17 protein-coding genes are annotated in these 15,222 nt (G+C 68.4%); 8 read left to right on the forward strand and 9 right to left on the reverse strand.

What is annotated here, in order from left to right; all coding sequences use genetic code 11:
* Positions 1-6 precede the first annotated feature (6 nt).
* Genes NBE95_RS09390 through NBE95_RS09405 form a run of 4 tightly spaced genes read right to left on the reverse strand, consistent with a single transcriptional unit; the run spans position 7 to position 3,375 of the window.
* The gene (locus tag NBE95_RS09390) at positions 7-648 is read right to left on the reverse strand and encodes a DUF1345 domain-containing protein (protein WP_289893630.1); all 642 of its coding nucleotides are present in this window, start codon (positions 646-648) and stop codon (positions 7-9) included.
* Positions 648-983, reverse strand: coding sequence for a nuclear transport factor 2 family protein (locus NBE95_RS09395; RefSeq protein ID WP_289893631.1), 336 nt, complete (start codon positions 981-983; stop codon positions 648-650). The genes NBE95_RS09390 and NBE95_RS09395 overlap by 1 nt, the downstream gene beginning before the upstream one ends.
* Positions 973-2,016, reverse strand: a complete 1,044-nt coding sequence (locus tag NBE95_RS09400; RefSeq protein WP_289893632.1) for a TraB/GumN family protein — start codon at positions 2,014-2,016, stop codon at positions 973-975. Before NBE95_RS09400 ends, NBE95_RS09395 begins: the two co-directional genes overlap by 11 nt.
* Before the next feature lie 60 nt (positions 2,017-2,076).
* A complete protein-coding gene (locus NBE95_RS09405; RefSeq protein ID WP_289893633.1) occupies positions 2,077-3,375 on the reverse strand; it encodes a glycosyltransferase in 1,299 nt (432 codons plus the stop codon).
* A 193-nt stretch (positions 3,376-3,568) separates the two neighbouring features.
* On the opposite strand from NBE95_RS09405, the gene groES reads away from it, so the two are divergent.
* From groES to NBE95_RS09420, 3 genes are all read left to right on the forward strand, one after another.
* A complete protein-coding gene (gene groES, locus NBE95_RS09410) occupies positions 3,569-3,856 on the forward strand; it encodes a co-chaperone GroES (RefSeq protein ID WP_019353022.1) in 288 nt (95 codons plus the stop codon).
* A 38-nt stretch (positions 3,857-3,894) separates the two neighbouring features.
* Entirely contained in the window at positions 3,895-5,532 is a 1,638-nt protein-coding gene (groL, locus tag NBE95_RS09415) for a chaperonin GroEL (RefSeq protein WP_289893634.1), read from the forward strand.
* A 266-nt stretch (positions 5,533-5,798) separates the two neighbouring features.
* Positions 5,799-6,266, forward strand: a complete 468-nt coding sequence (locus tag NBE95_RS09420) for a MarR family transcriptional regulator (RefSeq protein ID WP_289893635.1) — start codon at positions 5,799-5,801, stop codon at positions 6,264-6,266.
* A 15-nt stretch (positions 6,267-6,281) separates the two neighbouring features.
* Here NBE95_RS09420 and NBE95_RS09425 read toward each other — a convergent pair whose 3' ends face one another.
* Together NBE95_RS09425 and NBE95_RS09430 are read right to left on the reverse strand one after the other, a co-directional pair.
* A complete protein-coding gene (locus tag NBE95_RS09425; RefSeq protein WP_289893636.1) occupies positions 6,282-6,605 on the reverse strand; it encodes a putative zinc-binding protein in 324 nt (107 codons plus the stop codon).
* Positions 6,606-6,771: 166 nt separating this feature from the next.
* Entirely contained in the window at positions 6,772-8,580 is a 1,809-nt protein-coding gene (locus tag NBE95_RS09430; protein ID WP_289893637.1) for an ATP-binding cassette domain-containing protein, read from the reverse strand.
* 485 nt (positions 8,581-9,065) lie between these two features.
* Here NBE95_RS09430 and NBE95_RS09435 point away from each other — a divergent pair, with 485 nt between their 5' ends.
* Genes NBE95_RS09435 through recR form a run of 4 tightly spaced genes read left to right on the forward strand, consistent with a single transcriptional unit; the run spans position 9,066 to position 12,145 of the window.
* A complete protein-coding gene (locus NBE95_RS09435; RefSeq protein ID WP_019353567.1) occupies positions 9,066-9,362 on the forward strand; it encodes a DUF2218 domain-containing protein in 297 nt (98 codons plus the stop codon).
* A 59-nt stretch (positions 9,363-9,421) separates the two neighbouring features.
* The gene (locus tag NBE95_RS09440) at positions 9,422-11,194 is read left to right on the forward strand and encodes a DNA polymerase III subunit gamma/tau (protein WP_289893638.1); all 1,773 of its coding nucleotides are present in this window, start codon (positions 9,422-9,424) and stop codon (positions 11,192-11,194) included.
* 3 nt (positions 11,195-11,197) lie between these two features.
* On the forward strand, positions 11,198-11,539 hold the full coding sequence (locus NBE95_RS09445) for a YbaB/EbfC family nucleoid-associated protein (protein ID WP_289893639.1): 342 nt from the start codon (positions 11,198-11,200) through the stop codon (positions 11,537-11,539).
* Positions 11,540-11,542: 3 nt separating this feature from the next.
* Positions 11,543-12,145 (forward strand): recombination mediator RecR, encoded by a 603-nt coding sequence (gene recR, locus NBE95_RS09450; RefSeq protein WP_289893640.1) that lies wholly within the window; start codon positions 11,543-11,545, stop codon positions 12,143-12,145.
* Positions 12,146-12,329: 184 nt separating this feature from the next.
* Here the strand turns inward: recR and NBE95_RS09455 are convergent, their stop codons facing one another.
* Together NBE95_RS09455 and NBE95_RS09460 are read right to left on the reverse strand one after the other, a co-directional pair.
* Complete coding sequence (locus NBE95_RS09455) at positions 12,330-12,776, reverse strand: Hsp20 family protein (protein ID WP_289893641.1); 447 nt, start codon at positions 12,774-12,776, stop codon at positions 12,330-12,332.
* A 241-nt stretch (positions 12,777-13,017) separates the two neighbouring features.
* The gene (locus NBE95_RS09460; protein ID WP_289893642.1) at positions 13,018-13,260 is read right to left on the reverse strand and encodes a DUF465 domain-containing protein; all 243 of its coding nucleotides are present in this window, start codon (positions 13,258-13,260) and stop codon (positions 13,018-13,020) included.
* An 88-nt stretch (positions 13,261-13,348) separates the two neighbouring features.
* On the opposite strand from NBE95_RS09460, the gene NBE95_RS09465 reads away from it, so the two are divergent.
* On the forward strand, positions 13,349-14,101 hold the full coding sequence (locus NBE95_RS09465; protein ID WP_019352722.1) for a DUF599 domain-containing protein: 753 nt from the start codon (positions 13,349-13,351) through the stop codon (positions 14,099-14,101).
* Here the strand turns inward: NBE95_RS09465 and NBE95_RS09470 are convergent.
* Positions 14,012-15,208 (reverse strand): MFS transporter, encoded by a 1,197-nt coding sequence (locus tag NBE95_RS09470; protein WP_289893643.1) that lies wholly within the window; start codon positions 15,206-15,208, stop codon positions 14,012-14,014. The two genes, NBE95_RS09465 and NBE95_RS09470, sit on opposite strands and share 90 nt — an antisense overlap.
* Between the last annotated feature and the right edge of the window lie 14 nt (positions 15,209-15,222).

The following is a 15,222-nucleotide window of genomic DNA, read 5'->3' on the forward strand; positions in this document are numbered from 1 at the left end:
TGTCTATCAACCCAGCGCCATGCCGGCATTCAGCGCCAGCGCCAGAAGCACGGTGTTGTAGTAGAACGAGAAGGCCGAATGCAGCAGCGTCAGCCGCCGCACCCGCGTGTCGAGCGCCGGCACGTCGGCGGTCTGTGCCGCCATGCCCAGCGTGAAGCTGTAATAGAGGAAATCCCAGATCTGCGCGTCCTCGTCGGCGCCCAGGCCGGGAAAGCCCAGGTTGCGCGTCTCGCGGCCGTCGGGGCGGCGCGCATACCACAGGCTCGCGTAATGGAAGGCCATGACGGTATGGATCATCACCCAGCCCAGCGGCACCGAGACCAGCGCCATGACCGGCCGCAGCCAGAAGCCGGAATGCGGGTCGCGGATGGTCAGCAGGATGGCGACCAGGCTGATCGCCACCGAGCCGATGGCGATGGGCACGATCACGCTGATGCCCTCGTCCTCCAGATCGGCGCGGCCGCGCATCATGTCGGCGGTCATGCCCCGCATCAGCGCCGCCGTCAGCAGCAGGTAGCCCAGGCAGGAGCTGACCGAGAACAGCAGCAGCCGGTCCACCGCCTGCATGCGCCAGGCGCCCAGGCCGACCGCCAACCCCAGCCCGAAGCTCAGCAGGAAGCGCAGGTGCCGGCGCAGGTCGGCCAACATCAGACCGGGGTCTGCTGATGCTGGACGATGCGCCAGTCCCCGTCGCGGCGGATCCAGGTGGTGGTGCAGAGCGCGCGATAGGTCTCGGCCGCGGCGCGGCGGGCGGTGACGCGATAGGCGAGTACGCAAAGCTCGTCGGTCTCGATGCTGGCGCGGTCGGTCATGGTGATCTCCTGCCAGCGCGGGGTCGAGGACAGGCTCTCGACCACCCGGCGCCGGGTCAGGATGCCCGTGGGCGCAAAGGCCATCAGGCAGGCCTCGTCGAGCTTGCGCGTGGCCTCGGCCACCCCCGTCAGCCAGAATTCGCGTTCCTCGCGCCAAAGCTCATCCGCCATCGCCTATCCCCTCCACCGTGACCGGGCTGATGGTCCAGCCCCTGTTTTCCAGCAGGCGCAGCACGCCATGCTCGCCCGGCAGGTGCAGCGCGCCGAAGCCGGCGACGACGCCCTTGCCCTGCGCGGCCGCCTTTGCCGCCGCCTGCTCAATGGGTTCGATCCAGCTTTCGTTCCGCTGGTCCATCAGCTTTTCCTGCGCCAGCCGCATCTGCTCGTCCACCTCGTCACGCGAAAGGCCGGATTTGTCATAGGCGTCGAAGCGGCCGAATTCCCAGATCATCCAGCTGTCGCCCGAGAAATAGGCGTCGGTCAGCGTCACCGTGTAATCGTCGGCATATTCCGCCGCCGGCATGGCGGCGCGGATCATGTCCTCTTCCTCTTTCGCGGTCATGCCCTCGAAAAGCGTGAAGACGGTGTCCCAGGGCTCCAGCGCCCGCACCGGCACCTCGGCCGCCCGGGCGCGGTCGATCAGCAGATGGTCCAGCCCGCCGGTATCGCCCCGGGTCTCGACGATGCGCATCATGCAGGGCGAGATGCCCAGCATGACCGCCACGTACCAGGGGCGCAGCCGGCTGGCGATCACCGCCGGCAGCCCCCGCTGTTCCAGCGCCGCCGAGAGCGATTTCCATTCGGCGTCGGAGAGCCGCTCGGGCAGGGTCGGCCCTTGCGGGTTCACGATCAGCGTCGGATCGGCGGTCATGGCTTCGGCCAGCTTCGCCTCCTCCTCGGGGCCGGCCTCGACCAGCAGCGCGGCGGCGCGGTCGATCTCGGGGCCGAAGCGGGCCATCGCCAGGTCGTGGCGCGGATCGGCGAAATGATAGGTGCCCAGCAGCGTCACCCGCTGTCCCGCCTTTTCCGCCCGCCAGAACAGGCCCTGGTGATAGGGCACGCCGCTGGTGGCGGCGCGCAGTTCGGCCAGGCGCTCGGGCGCCATGGTATCGAACAGGTTGCGGCCGACGCATTCCTGCGCCCCGGCCGGCAGGGCCAGGGTGGCGGCGGCGAAAAGGGCGGTCAGGGTCGGCTTCAGGCGCATTTTCGGTTCCGGCATGGTCATCGGCGCCCAGCATGGCACGGGCGCCGGCGCGGTGCCAGCCTAGCGCGGCAGCCGCAGATCCTGGGGCGGCGGTGCCCCGGCCAGCACGGCCCGCCAGATCCGCTCGACCTGCGCGGCCTTGGCAGGCCAGGTGAAATCGCGCATGACCCGCGCCTGCGCCGCCGCGGCCATGGCGGGCAAGGCTTCGGGCGCGGCCGCGATGGCCTGCAGCCGCTCGCGCAGCCCCGCCACCAGCTCGGCGCGGCTGCCCATCGGGATGCGGAAGCCGGTGCCATCGTCCACCAGCTCGCCCGGCCCGGCATAATCCGCGACCACCGGCACCACGCCAAGCGCCATGGCCTCCAGCACCACGCCGCCGCCGAATTCCCGCACCGAGGGAAAGACCAGCAGCTGCGTCCGCGCCGCAACGCCCTGCACCTGCTCGTGCGGCAGCCAGCCGTGAAAAGTCACCGCCTGCCCCAGGCCCTCGCGCGCCACCATCTCGCGCAGGCCGTCGCCCTGCGGCCCGTCGCCGATGATGTCGAGCGTCATCTGCCCGGCGCGCAGCAGCGGCAGCGCCGCCTCGATCGCCATGTCGGCGCCCTTGTAAGGCACCAGCCGGCCGATGAAGCAGCCGCGCAACGGCAGGGTGCCGGGTTGCGGCGCGGTCAGGCTGAAGCGCGACGGGTCGATGGCGTTCTCGGGCAGCCAGACGGTCTTGTCGCGGTATCGCGCCGGGATCTCGCCCAGCGTGTGCATCGAGCCGCAGATGATCGCCGTGGCGTGGCGCAGCATCGCCCCCCTGCCCGGCAGCGCCTTGTAGGCGCCGCGGATATAGGAGAGCCATTCCTTCTCCCGCCGCCTTTCGCTGTCGAACCCTTTGGGCCAGGGGACGCCGCCATTCAACGGTCCCAGCAGGAAGGGCACCCCGGCGCGGGCGCAAAGCGGCGCCATGCGGCTGTTCGCGGTGGGGGTCAGCGGCGTCACCCGATGCACCAGGTCGTATTTTCCGGCGCGGATCTGGTCGCCGAAGGCGCGCCAGACCAGCCGCTCGAAATAGCCGTAGCCTAGGGTCGAGATCGCGGTCTTCATGGTCCAGCCGACGCCCTTGCCCATGCTGAGCCGCTCGGCCAGCCGCCACATCGGTGCGGCCAGCTTTTCGCTGTCGATGGCGGTGAAGTCGCGCCCCTCGACCAGGCCGGCGCGCAGGATCGCCTCGCGGTTGCGGACCTGGGTGACGATATGCACGTCGGCGACGGTGCGCAGCGCATGGGCCAGCGCCCAGCCGACCAGCGGCACCGAGACCCATTCCGGGTTCGCCGCCTCGGCGATCACCAGAACTCTGAGCCGCCTGTCCAAGATGCTATCCCCCGCCGCTTGCCTTGAACCGGCGTAGCCGCGGTGCAGAAACCCCGTCAAGCGGATTTCGCGCGGTTTTTTCTTGGCCATGCCCGTTGACAGGTTCGAAGGCCGCGCCTAGATGGGCGACATTGGCACTCACCATGACAGAGTGCCAACAACGCATAACAACCTGTAACACCGGAGTGTTCACATGGCTTTCAAACCGCTGCACGACCGCGTTCTGGTCCGTCGCGTCCAGTCGGACGAGAAAACCAAGGGCGGCCTGATCATCCCCGATAGCGCCAAGGAAAAACCCGCCGAGGGCGAGATCATCGCCGTTGGCGAAGGCGCGCGCAAGGATTCGGGCGAACTGATCGCGCCCGCGGTCAAGGCCGGCGATCGCGTGCTGTTCGGCAAGTGGTCGGGCACCGAAGTCACCGTCGACGGCGAAGAGCTGCTGATCATGAAGGAAAGCGACATCCTGGGCATCATCGCCTGATCGTCCCCTTCCGATAACCCATTCAAGGAGCAGAGCAAATGGCTGCGAAAGAAGTCAAGTTCAACAGCGACGCCCGCGACCGCATGCTGAAGGGCGTGAACATCCTGGCCGATGCGGTCAAGGTGACGCTGGGCCCGAAAGGCCGCAACGTGGTGATCGACAAGTCCTTCGGCGCGCCGCGCATCACCAAGGACGGCGTCTCGGTCGCCAAAGAGATCGAACTGGCCGACAAGTTCGAGAACATGGGCGCCCAGATGGTCCGCGAAGTCGCTTCGCGCACCAATGACGAGGCCGGCGACGGCACCACCACCGCCACCGTGCTGGCCCAGGCCATCATCAAGGAAGGCCTGAAGTCGGTTGCGGCCGGCCTGAACCCGATGGACCTGAAGCGCGGCATCGATCTGGCCACCACCAAAGTGGTCGAAGCCATCAAACTGGCGTCGCGTCCGGTCAATGACAGCGCCGAAGTCGCCCAGGTCGGCACCATCTCGGCCAACGGCGAAGCCTTCATCGGCCAGCAGATCGCCGAAGCCATGCAGCGCGTCGGCAACGAGGGTGTGATCACCGTCGAAGAAAACAAGGGCATGGAGACCGAAGTCGAAGTCGTCGAAGGCATGCAGTTCGACCGCGGCTACCTGTCGCCCTACTTCGTCACCAATGCCGACAAGATGATTGCCGAGCTGGAAGACGCCTACATCCTGCTGCACGAGAAGAAGCTCTCGTCGCTGCAGCCGATGGTGCCGCTGCTGGAAGCCGTGATCCAGTCGCAAAAGCCGCTGATCATCGTCGCCGAAGACGTCGAAGGCGAGGCTCTGGCCACGCTGGTCGTCAACAAGCTGCGTGGCGGTCTGAAAATCGCTGCCGTCAAGGCTCCGGGCTTCGGCGATCGCCGCAAGGCCATGCTGCAGGACATCGCGATCCTGACCGGCGGTCAGGTCATCTCGGAAGACCTGGGCATGAAGCTGGAAAACGTCACCATCGACATGCTCGGCCGGGCGAAGAAAGTCTCGATCAACAAGGACAACACCACCATCGTCGACGGTGCTGGTGAGAAAGCCGAGATCGAAGCCCGCGTCGCCCAGATCCGCCAGCAGATCGAGGAAACCACCTCGGACTACGACCGCGAGAAGCTGCAGGAACGCGTTGCCAAACTGGCCGGTGGCGTTGCCGTCATCCGCGTCGGCGGCATGACCGAAATCGAAGTCAAAGAGCGCAAGGACCGCGTTGACGATGCGCTGAACGCGACCCGTGCGGCCGTTCAGGAAGGCGTTGTCGTCGGTGGCGGCGTGGCCCTGGTTCAGGGCGGCAAGGCTCTGGAAGGCCTGACCGGCGCGAACTCGGATCAGGACGCCGGCATCGCCATCGTCCGCCGCGCGCTGGAAGCTCCGATGCGCCAGATCGCCGAGAACGCTGGCGTTGACGGCGCTGTCGTGGCCGGCAAGGTCCGCGAATCGTCGGACAAGGCCTTCGGCTTCAACGCCCAGACCGAAGAATATGGCGACATGTTCAAGTTCGGCGTGATCGACCCGGCGAAAGTCGTGCGCACCGCGCTGGAAGACGCCGCCTCGGTCGCCGGTCTGCTGATCACCACCGAAGCGATGATCGCCGAAAAGCCCGAGCCGAAAGCTCCGGCCGGCGGCATGCCCGACATGGGCGGCATGGGCGGCATGATGTAATCAGCCGCGCCTGTCGCGAAGATTGGGCCGTCCCGAAAGGGGCGGCCTTTTTCAAGCATCATGGCAAGAAAGAAGCCCGGCCGGTGTCCTTGGGCAGCGGGGAAAGGTGCGTGAGGGGGCGTTCGGACCGGGAAGCGCAATCGCTCGCGCGCTACTGGTCACATCGGTCCTATAAAAATCGCGAGCGATTGCATCGCGTGCGGTATAAATTCCGGACCCGGTTGTCAAGCCTTGCGATCCTATCGCGGGCGATATAATTTCCGGGCATGAGTGATCCTGCAAGACCCACGCTCGACGACATGCTCTGCTTTGCCACCTATGCGGCAAGCCTGGCCTTCGGCCGCATCTATCGTCCGCTTCTGGATGGGCTGGGCCTGACCTATCCGCAATTCCTGGTCATGCTGGCGCTGTGGTCCGAGGATGGCGTGCCCATCGGCCAGTTGGGCGAACGGCTGTCGCTGGAAACCAACACGCTGACGCCGATGTTGAAGCGGCTGCAGGGGATGGGGTTTCTGGACCGCGTCCGCGACACGGCGGATGAGCGGCGGGTCATCGTGACGCTGACCGAAAAGGGCCGCGCCGTCCAGATCGACGCCGGCGAGATCACCCGCTGCGTCGCCGCCGCCTCGGGCCTGTCCGAGGCGCAGATCGTCCATCTGCGCCATGAGATGCGCGAGTTGCACCGGCGGCTGGATGCCCACGCATCCGGAAAGGCCGGGCCGGGCCCGGCCTGATCCTGCCCGGCCCGGTCAGGCGGTCACTTGTGAACGGGCCGGCGCGTCCAGCCTTTCGACCAGTTCGGACAATACCCGCTCGGCCTCGTCAGTGTCGAAATCGGTCTGGTAGCGTTTGCGCACGCCGTGGTCCGACAGCAGGTGGTAGTCCGAGGCCTGCACGCCATGGCGGGCCAGGCAGTTGCGCACGCAGGCCAGTGCGCAGCCGTCGATGGCGATGATGCGGCGGCCCGAAGTGGCGAGGCGCACCAGCTTCGGCACGTCGCCGCCCACCCCGGCGATGCAGGACATCTGGGCCAGCCCGCGGCGATCCATCTGCACGGCCAGGTAATTGGCCATCTGCGCGGCGCTGGAACAGCCGGAGCAGGAATAGACAAGGGGCAACTGGGCGGGTGGGTTCATCCTTGGGCCTCGCATGGCTTTCGGCCAGGGGACCATGCCTTTCCGGCCCTGTCGAGAGACAGGACGTCGCAGGAAGGCGCCGCGCGGACCACGCGGACCGCGCCTAGGCCTGATCCTTTTCCGCCAGATCCAGCCATTCCTCCTCGGCCGCGGCCAGCGCCTGCTGGCGCTCGGCCAGGCCGTCGCTTGCCTTGGCGAATTTCGCCGGGGCGGTCTGGAACAGGTCGGGCTGGGCAAGGAATTCGGTCAGCTTGCCGATCTCGGCCTCCAGCCGCTCGATGATCGCGGGCAACGCCTCCAGCCGCTTCCGCTCGGTGAAGCTCAGCCCCGGGCGTTCGGCCGCAACCTTCGCCTGGGGCCTTGGCGCGGCGGCGGGCTTCGGCGCGTCGGTCAGCGGGGCGTCTTCGGGCCGCTGCGCGCGATAGTCCGACCAGCCGCCGGGATAGATCGTGGCGTGGCCGTCGCCCTCCATCGCCACCGTAGTGGTGGCCACGCGGTCGATGAAGTCGCGGTCGTGGCTGACCAGCAGCACGGTGCCGTCGTAATCGCCCAGGATGTCCTGCAAGAGGTCCAGCGTTTCCACGTCCAGATCGTTGGTCGGCTCGTCCAGCACCAGCAGGTTCGAGGATCTGGCCGTGATCCGCGCCAGCAGCAGCCGGGCCTTTTCCCCGCCCGACAGGCTGCCGACCGGCGCCCTTGCCTGCGCCTCGTCGAACAGGAAATCCTTGAGATAGGCCACGACATGACGCGGATTGCCGCGCACCATGACCTGATCCGACCGGCCCGAGACCCGCATCGACGGGTCGGCCGCCAGCGCATCCCACAGCGTCGCCGTCTCGTCTATGGCCGAGCGCGCCTGGTCGAAGACCGCGATCTCCAGGTTGGTGCCGTGCCTGACCTCGCCGGTATCGGGGGCGATCTCGCCGGTCAGCATCTTGATCAGCGTGGTCTTGCCGACGCCGTTCGGGCCGACGAAGGCCACGCGGTCGCCGCGCAGCACCCGCAGGTCGAAAGGTTTCAGGATCACCCGCTCGCCGAAGGATTTCGAGATGCCCTTGGCGTCGATCACCCGTTTGCCGGATTGCGGCCCGGCGTCCAGTTCCATCGCCGCGGTGCCCTGGCGGCGGATCTGGCCGGCGCGTTCCTCGCGCAGCGCCGCCAGTGCGCGCACCCGGCCCTGGTTGCGCTTCCTGCGCGCGGAAATGCCCTCGACCGCCCAGCGGGCCTCGGCCTTGATCTTGCGGTCGAGCTTGTGGCGCGCCTCGTCCTCGGCGGTCCAGACGGTCTCGCGCCAATCCTCGAAATGCTCGAAGCCGCGGTCCTGCCTGCGCACCTCGCCGCGGTCGATCCACAGCGTCGCGCGGGTCAGCGCCCGCAGGAAGGCCCGGTCGTGCGAGATCAGCACGAACCCCGCCCTGGTCGCGGCAAGCTGCTCCTCGAGCCAGCCGATGGCCTCGATGTCGAGGTGGTTGGTCGGCTCGTCCAGCAGCATGAGCTCTGGCGCCTCGGCCAGCAGCCGGGCCAGCGCCGCCCGCCGCCGCTCGCCGCCCGAGGCGGTGGCCACCGGGCGGTCGGGGTCGAATTTCAGCCCCTCGGCCGCCATCTCGACCCGGTAGCCCTCGGCATCGCCAAGGCCGGCGCGGGCGAAATCGCCCAGCGTGGCATGGGTCGAGAGGTCGGGGTCCTGCTCCATATAGCCGACGCGGGTGCCGGCGGGGGTGATGACCTGGCCGGCATCGGGCTCGACCAGCCCGGCCATGACCTTCATGAGCGTGGATTTGCCCGAGCCGTTGCGGCCGACCAGCGCCAGCCGGTCGCCTTGCTGGACGGTCAGATCCAGCCCGTCGAAGACGGGATTGCCGCCAAAGGTCAGGGCGATATCGGTGAGTTGCAGAAGCGGTGCGCGTGCCATGTGGGGGCAGATATGCCGCGCCAGGCTCCGGGTCAACGGGGGACGGATGCGGGCCGAAGGGGGGCGCCGCCCCCGGCCCTGCGGGCCTCCCCCGGGGTATTTTCGAAACGGCGAAACAGCGAAGGAGCGCAGCGCCGCCGCCAGCATGGCGATATGCCTTGCCGCGGACAATCCTGCGGGTGCGCAGGACGGGCGACGGCGAAGATCAGCAGGCCGCGGGGCGCTCATCGCTCTTTGATTGCCGCCGGACCGGATGCCCCGCGACCCGCGCTTGCATGCGGCGATGGCAAAGCCGGGGATGGCCGGCCGGCTGCGCGTCCTGCGCCAGAGGCGGCGGGCCAAAAAGCGATGAGGCCAGCGGGATTGAACGCCGCCCCGTCCGGGTTATATGGGGCACCGGGTCCGGGCCGAGCCCGTTCACCGTTTCGTGACCCCTTCCATGTCCGCCAGCCGCCGCCAGCCGGACCCGCAAGACAGGAAAGACCATGTCCCAGACCGTCATCCTTTCGACCTGCCGCGTGACGACCGCGAATGGCAGCCGGTACCTGCAACAGCTTTGCAAGCATTGGGCGCACAAGTTCGAGGTCGAATTCGACCCGTGTCACGGCCGTATCGCCATGCCCGAGGACCGAACGGTCACGCTGGCGGCCATGCCCGATGCGCTGGAGATCCGGCTGGAGGCGCCCGAGGCGATCACCGCGCATATGCGCCACATCGTCGACAGCCACATCGCCCGCTTCGCCTTCCGCGAGGAGCTGGCCTTCGACTGGCAACCGGCCTGAGGGCGGTTGCCGCCCCGGGGCCGGGCCGCTAATCTGCGCCGGTCACGAAAGGCCGGTGCATGAGCGAAGAACAGACCTATCAAGTGCTGGCGCGGAAATACCGCCCCGAGACCTTTGCCGATCTGGTCGGCCAGGACGCGATGGTGCGGACGCTGAAGAACGCCTTCGCCGCCGACCGCATCGCCCAGGCTTTCGTGATGACCGGCATTCGCGGCACCGGCAAGACCACCACCGCGCGCATCATCGCCAAGGGGTTGAACTGCACCGGCCCCGACGGTCAGGGCGGCCCGACGACCGAGCCCTGCGGGGTCTGCGAGCATTGCGTGGCGATCTCCGAAGGTCGGCATGTCGACGTGATGGAGATGGACGCCGCCTCTCGAACCGGTGTGAACGACATCCGGGAAATCATTGAATCGGTTCACTATCGCGCCGCCTCGGCGCGTTACAAGATCTATATCATCGACGAAGTCCACATGCTCTCGACCAGCGCCTTCAACGCGCTTCTGAAGACGCTGGAGGAACCGCCGCCGCATGTGAAGTTCATCTTTGCCACCACCGAGATCCGCAAGGTGCCGGTGACGGTGCTGTCGCGCTGCCAGCGCTTCGACCTGCGCCGGATCGAACCCGAGGTGATGATCGCCCTGCTGCGCCGCATCGCCTCGGCCGAAGGCGCCGAGATCACCGACGACGCGCTGGCGCTGATCACCCGCGCCGCCGAAGGCTCGGCCCGCGATGCGACCAGCCTTCTGGACCAGGCGATCAGCCATGGCGCCGGCGAGACGACGGCGGCGCAGGTCCGCGCCATGCTGGGGCTGGCCGATCGCGGCCGGGTGCTGGATCTGTTCGACATGATCCTGCGCGGCGCCGCGGCCGAGGCGCTGGCCGAGCTGCAGGCGCAATATGCCGACGGCGCCGACCCGATGGCGGTGCTGCGCGACCTGGCCGAGATCACGCATTGGGTCTCGATCGTGAAGATCACCCCCGAGGCGCTGGAGGATCCCACCATCGGCCCGGATGAGCGCGCCCGCGGCCAGCAGATCGCGGAAAAGGTGCCGATGCGGGCGCTGACCCGGCTGTGGCAGATGCTGCTCAAGGCGCTCGAGGAGGTGGGGAACGCCCCGAACGCGATGATGGCCGCCGAGATGGCGATCATCCGCCTGACCCATGTCGCGGACCTGCCCGACCCCGAGGCGCTGATCCGCAAGGTTCAGGCCAGCGCCGCGGCGGGCGAGTTCAGCCGCGCCGCCGCGCCGCCCGCCGCGCGCAGCGAGGCACCGCGTGCGGCCGCCCCTCGTGCCCCCGTCGCCGTCCGGCAGGATGGCAGCGCGGCGGCCATCGCGATTTCGCCCGATGCGCTGGACGGTTTCCCCGATTTCGAATCGGTGCTGGAACTGATCCGGCGCATGCGCGACATGAAGCTGCTGCTGGATGTCGAGGATCACCTGCGGCTGGTGCGCTATTCGCCGGGCCGGATCGAGTTCCAGCCGACCGAGAACGCGCCGCGCGACTTCGCCCAGCGGCTGGCGGAACGGCTGCGCGGCTGGACCGGCGGCCATCGCTGGGCGGTGACCGTGACCGCGGATCCCGGTCAGCCGACGGTCAGCGAACGGCGCGCGGCGCGCGAGGCCGCGGCCCGCGCCCGCGCCATGCAGAACCCGACCGTGCAGGCGATCTTCGCCGCTTTCCCCGGCGCGAAGATCACGCAGATCCGGCCGGTGCCGACGCCGGTCGCGGTTGAAAAACCGGCGGGCGAGGATACATCCCCGCATGAGCTGACCGAAGGCCCGGTGGCCGAGGTCGAGGAATGGGACCCTTTCGAGGACGAGGATTAGGCGATGTTCAAGGGCCTTGGCGACATGGACCTGTCGAAGATGATGGAAGCCGCCCAGCAGATGCAGGGCAAGATGGCCGAGATGCAGGAAGGGCTGAACCGCCTGACCGTCACCGGCGAGGCCGGGGCCGGGCTGGTCAAGGCCACCGCGACGGCCAAGGGCGAGTTGACGGCGCTCGATATCGACCCCTCGATCTTCAAGGCCGAGGACAAGGAGGTGGTCGAGGATCTGATCCTGGCGGCGATCAAGGACGCGCAGCGCCGCGCCCAGGACAAGGCGGCCGAGGAAATGGCCCGCCTGACCCGCGAGCTCGGCCTGCCGGCCGACATGAAGATGCCCTTCTAGGCGATGTCCTCCGCCTCCGGCGACGAGATCGAGACGCTGATCGCCACCATGGCGCGGCTGCCGGGGCTGGGGCCGCGCTCGGCGCGGCGCATCGTGCTGCAGCTGATCCGCCGCCGCGCCGGGCAGATGGCGCAGCTGGCGGCGCTGATGGCCAGCGTGGCGGAGAATGCCCGCGAATGCCTGGTCTGCGGCAACATCACCCAGTCCGACATCTGCCCGATCTGCGAGGATCCGGCCCGCGCCACCGGCGAGATCTGCGTGGTGACCGAGGTCGCCGACCTCTGGGCGCTGGAACGCGGCCGCGCCTTCCACGGCCGCTATCATGTGCTGGGCGGCAGCCTTTCGGCGCTGGACGAGATCGGCCCCGAGGATCTGCGCATCCCGCAGCTGATCGCCCGCATCGCCGAGGAGCACGTCACCGAGGTCATCCTCGCCCTCTCGGCGACGATCGAAGGGCAGACCACCGCGCATTACATCGCCGAGGCGCTTGCCCCGACCGGCGTCGCCGTGACCGGCCTGGCGCAGGGCGTGCCGATCGGCGGCGAGCTTGACTATCTCGACGATGGCACCATCACCGCGGCGCTGCGCGCCCGCCGCAAGCTCTAGCGGCGCCCGCCGCGCCGGGGCTCCGCCCCGGACCCCGGGGTATTTTTGAAACGGAGAAAGAGGCTGGAAACGGACCGGCGGCGCGCATGGCAAAAGGGGCGCTGCAACCGGCGCCCCTGGCTTTCTCCGTTTTCCAAATACCCCGGGGGTGCGGGGGCAGCGCCCCCGCGTCCTCCACCGAAGCTCAGGCGTCCAGTTTCCCCACCGCCTTCGCCGGTTTCGCGATCTCGATGCGGCGCGGCTTCAGCGCCTCGGGGATCTCGCGCACCAGGTCGATGTTCAGCATGCCGTCCTCGTGGCTGGCGCCATCGACGCGGACATGATCGGCCAGCGTGAAGCGGCGCTCGAAGGCGCGGGTGGCGATGCCGCGATGCAGATAGCTGCGGCCCTCGTCCTCGGCGGCCTTCCTGCCCGAGACGATGACGGCGCCGTCCTTGACCTCGACGGTCAGATCGTCGGCGGCAAAGCCGGCAACGGCGATCGAGATGCGATAGGCGTTCTCGCCGGTCTTCTCGATATTATAGGGAGGGTAGCTTGCGATATCGGCGGACAGGGCACGGTCCATGACATCTGCCATCCGGTCGAAACCGACCGAGGCACGATAAAGCGGGGTCAGATCGAAGTTGCGCATTTTCGCATCCTTTCATCAAGCGATACAAAGGCTTGCCCCCCGGTTCGGGCGGGCAGGTCCGTCGGCGCCCCAGGGGCCGTCCGACAGCGTTGAGGTGGGAATGCGTGTTGCGGGTTTCAAGCCCTGCGGCCGTCCGGCGGCGGTATGGCGGGACGCAGCGACTGCAAGCCGCACGTCCCGCCATTCTCCTGCCTGTCCCTAGCCCGGCTGACGCCGGGCGGCCGGTAGGCCGGCTTCCGCCTCAGCCGCGCGCGCCCGCCAGCAGGCGGGCAATCTCGTCCTTCAGCGCGGCGCGCTTCCTGCGCAGCTCGGTCTCGGCCTCGTCCGACATCGGGGTATGGCGGCTCTCTGCGCCGAAGACCTGGTCGTTGATCGCGTCATAATCTTCCAGCAGCCGCGCGAAACGCGCGTCCGAGACCTTCAATTCGTGGATGCGCCCGGCATCGTTCGGAAATTCCTCGTGAATGGCATGCGGTGCGGCCATGGTTCCCTCCGGGTTGCTCGTTACAGGCCCAAGGTAGGGATGCCGCAACGGACTGGCAACAGGTCGCCGGCGGCGATAGAACCGGGGCATGGACATCAGCGCATCCCTTCCCGGTCCCTTCACCCTGGCGGACCTTGCCGCCATAGCCTGGCTTTTCCTTGCCTGGCTGGGCATTGGCTGGATCACCGAGCACCCGCCGAAGGACCGTCCCTCGGTCTCGGTGCTGATGAAGGACTACCGCCGGGAATGGATGCGGCATTTCGTCACCCGCGACCCGCGCATCTTCGACGGCAACATCCTGACCACCCTGCGCGAGGGCACGGCCTTTTTCGCCTCGGCCTGTCTGATCGCGGTGGGCGGCGGGCTGGCGCTGATCGGCAATACCGACCAGCTGGCCGGCGTGGCGCGGCAGTTCGATCTCGGCCACGTCCCGGCGCTGAAATGGGAGATCAAGATCGTCGTGGTGCTGTTCTTCGTGGCCAATGCGCTCTTGCGCTTCGTCTGGTCGCACCGGCTGTTCGGCTATTGCGCGATCATGATGGCCTCGGTCCCCGACGATCCCGAGGATCCGCGTGCCCTGCCCTCGGCCATGCAGGCGGCCGAGATCAACATCACCGCGGCGCGCAGCTTCAACTCGGGCCTGCGCTGCGTCTATTTCGCGCTGGGGGCGCTTGGCTGGCTGGCCGGGCCGCTGGGCCTGTTCCTGGCCACCAGCTATGTGCTCTTCATCTCGTGGCGGCGGGAATTCGCCTCACACTCGCGCCGGGTCATCCTGCACAGCGCCCCCGGGCTGGCGGGCCTGATACCAGGCGAGGGCCAGGGCCAGCATCCCCGCGACTGACAGCGCCACCGCGACCAGCCCCGAGGACCGCCAGCCCCAGCCAGCGGCCAGCGCCAGTCCCGCGAGCCAGGGTCCCAGCGCATTGGCGGCATTGAAAGCGGCATGGTTCATTGCCGCCGCCATGCTCTGCGCCTGGCCCGCCACGTCCATCAGCCGGGTCTGCAGCGGCACCACCATGCCCGAGCCCAGGCCCAGCACGAAAGACGAGACCAGCATCAATCCCCAATCGCCCACCGCATATGAGGCAAAGCCCTGGGCCAGCGCCATCAGCACCATCAGCCAGAACGCCGCCCCCCAGGTGCCGTAGCGGATGGTCAGCCGTGCGGCCATGACCCCGCCCGCGGTGCCGCCGATGCCAAAGGCCGACAGCATCGCCGGCACCGCCCAGGCCGGCGGCTGGGTGGTCGCCAGCATGGCGGCGGACAGGAAGGAATAGACCGCGAACAGCCCGCCAAAGCCGATGGCCCCGACCAGCAGGATCAGCACCACCGCCGGGTTTCCCAGCGCCTTCAACTCGTCGAGCGGCCGGGCGTCCCTGGGCGCGCCGACCCGCGGCGCCAGGCGCAGGATCAGCCAGCCGGCCAGCAGCGCCAGCACGCCGGGCAGCGCGAAGCCCCAGCGCCAACCCAGCCCCTGCCCCAGCATCCCCGCCAGCGGAACCCCGGCGATATTGGCGATGGTCAGGCCCAGCAGCACCTGCGTCACCCCCTTGGCGCGCTGCTCGCGCGGCAGGGCGTCTGCGGCGAACAGCATCGCCACGCCCAGAAAACCGCCATGCGGCAGCCCGGCCAGGAAGCGCGTGCCGACCAGGGTGCCATAGCCCGGCAACACCGCCGCCAGCAGGTTCATCACCCCATAGGCCGCGATCAGCGCCGCCAGATAGCGCCGGCGCGGCAGCCGCGCGCCCAGGATCGAGGTGATCGGCGCGCCGACCACCACGCCAAGCGCATAGGCGCTGACGACATGGCCGGCCTGCGGCTCGGTGATGCCCAGATCGCTGGCATACCAAGGCAGAAGCCCCATGGCGGCGAATTCCGAGGTGCCGATGGCAAAGGCGCCCAGACCAAGGGCAAGAATCGCAAGTTTCAGACGAGGCTGCGGCGGCATGGCGGCACCTTCCG

This window comes from Paracoccus sp. TOH (assembly GCF_030388245.1).
Classification (GTDB): domain Bacteria; phylum Pseudomonadota; class Alphaproteobacteria; order Rhodobacterales; family Rhodobacteraceae; genus Paracoccus; species Paracoccus simplex.

Bases quoted from the DNA above. Each gene is read 5' to 3' on its own strand.
- NBE95_RS09390 (WP_289893630.1), bottom strand. From the start codon at position 648: ATGTTGGCCGACCTGCGCCGGCACCTGCGCTTCCTGCTGAGCTTCGGG.
- NBE95_RS09395 (WP_289893631.1), bottom strand. From the start codon at position 983: ATGGCGGATGAGCTTTGGCGCGAGGAACGCGAATTCTGGCTGACGGGG.
- NBE95_RS09400 (WP_289893632.1), bottom strand. From the start codon at position 2,016: ATGCGCCTGAAGCCGACCCTGACCGCCCTTTTCGCCGCCGCCACCCTG.
- groES (WP_019353022.1), top strand. From the start codon at position 3,569: ATGGCTTTCAAACCGCTGCACGACCGCGTTCTGGTCCGTCGCGTCCAG.
- groL (WP_289893634.1), top strand. From the start codon at position 3,895: ATGGCTGCGAAAGAAGTCAAGTTCAACAGCGACGCCCGCGACCGCATG.
- NBE95_RS09420 (WP_289893635.1), top strand. From the start codon at position 5,799: ATGAGTGATCCTGCAAGACCCACGCTCGACGACATGCTCTGCTTTGCC.
- NBE95_RS09425 (WP_289893636.1), bottom strand. From the start codon at position 6,605: ATGGCCAATTACCTGGCCGTGCAGATGGATCGCCGCGGGCTGGCCCAG.
- NBE95_RS09430 (WP_289893637.1), bottom strand. From the start codon at position 8,580: ATGGCACGCGCACCGCTTCTGCAACTCACCGATATCGCCCTGACCTTT.
- NBE95_RS09435 (WP_019353567.1), top strand. From the start codon at position 9,066: ATGTCCCAGACCGTCATCCTTTCGACCTGCCGCGTGACGACCGCGAAT.
- NBE95_RS09440 (WP_289893638.1), top strand. From the start codon at position 9,422: ATGAGCGAAGAACAGACCTATCAAGTGCTGGCGCGGAAATACCGCCCC.
- NBE95_RS09445 (WP_289893639.1), top strand. From the start codon at position 11,198: ATGTTCAAGGGCCTTGGCGACATGGACCTGTCGAAGATGATGGAAGCC.
- recR (WP_289893640.1), top strand. From the start codon at position 11,543: ATGTCCTCCGCCTCCGGCGACGAGATCGAGACGCTGATCGCCACCATG.
- NBE95_RS09455 (WP_289893641.1), bottom strand. From the start codon at position 12,776: ATGCGCAACTTCGATCTGACCCCGCTTTATCGTGCCTCGGTCGGTTTC.
- NBE95_RS09460 (WP_289893642.1), bottom strand. From the start codon at position 13,260: ATGGCCGCACCGCATGCCATTCACGAGGAATTTCCGAACGATGCCGGG.
- NBE95_RS09465 (WP_019352722.1), top strand. From the start codon at position 13,349: ATGGACATCAGCGCATCCCTTCCCGGTCCCTTCACCCTGGCGGACCTT.
- NBE95_RS09470 (WP_289893643.1), bottom strand. From the start codon at position 15,208: ATGCCGCCGCAGCCTCGTCTGAAACTTGCGATTCTTGCCCTTGGTCTG.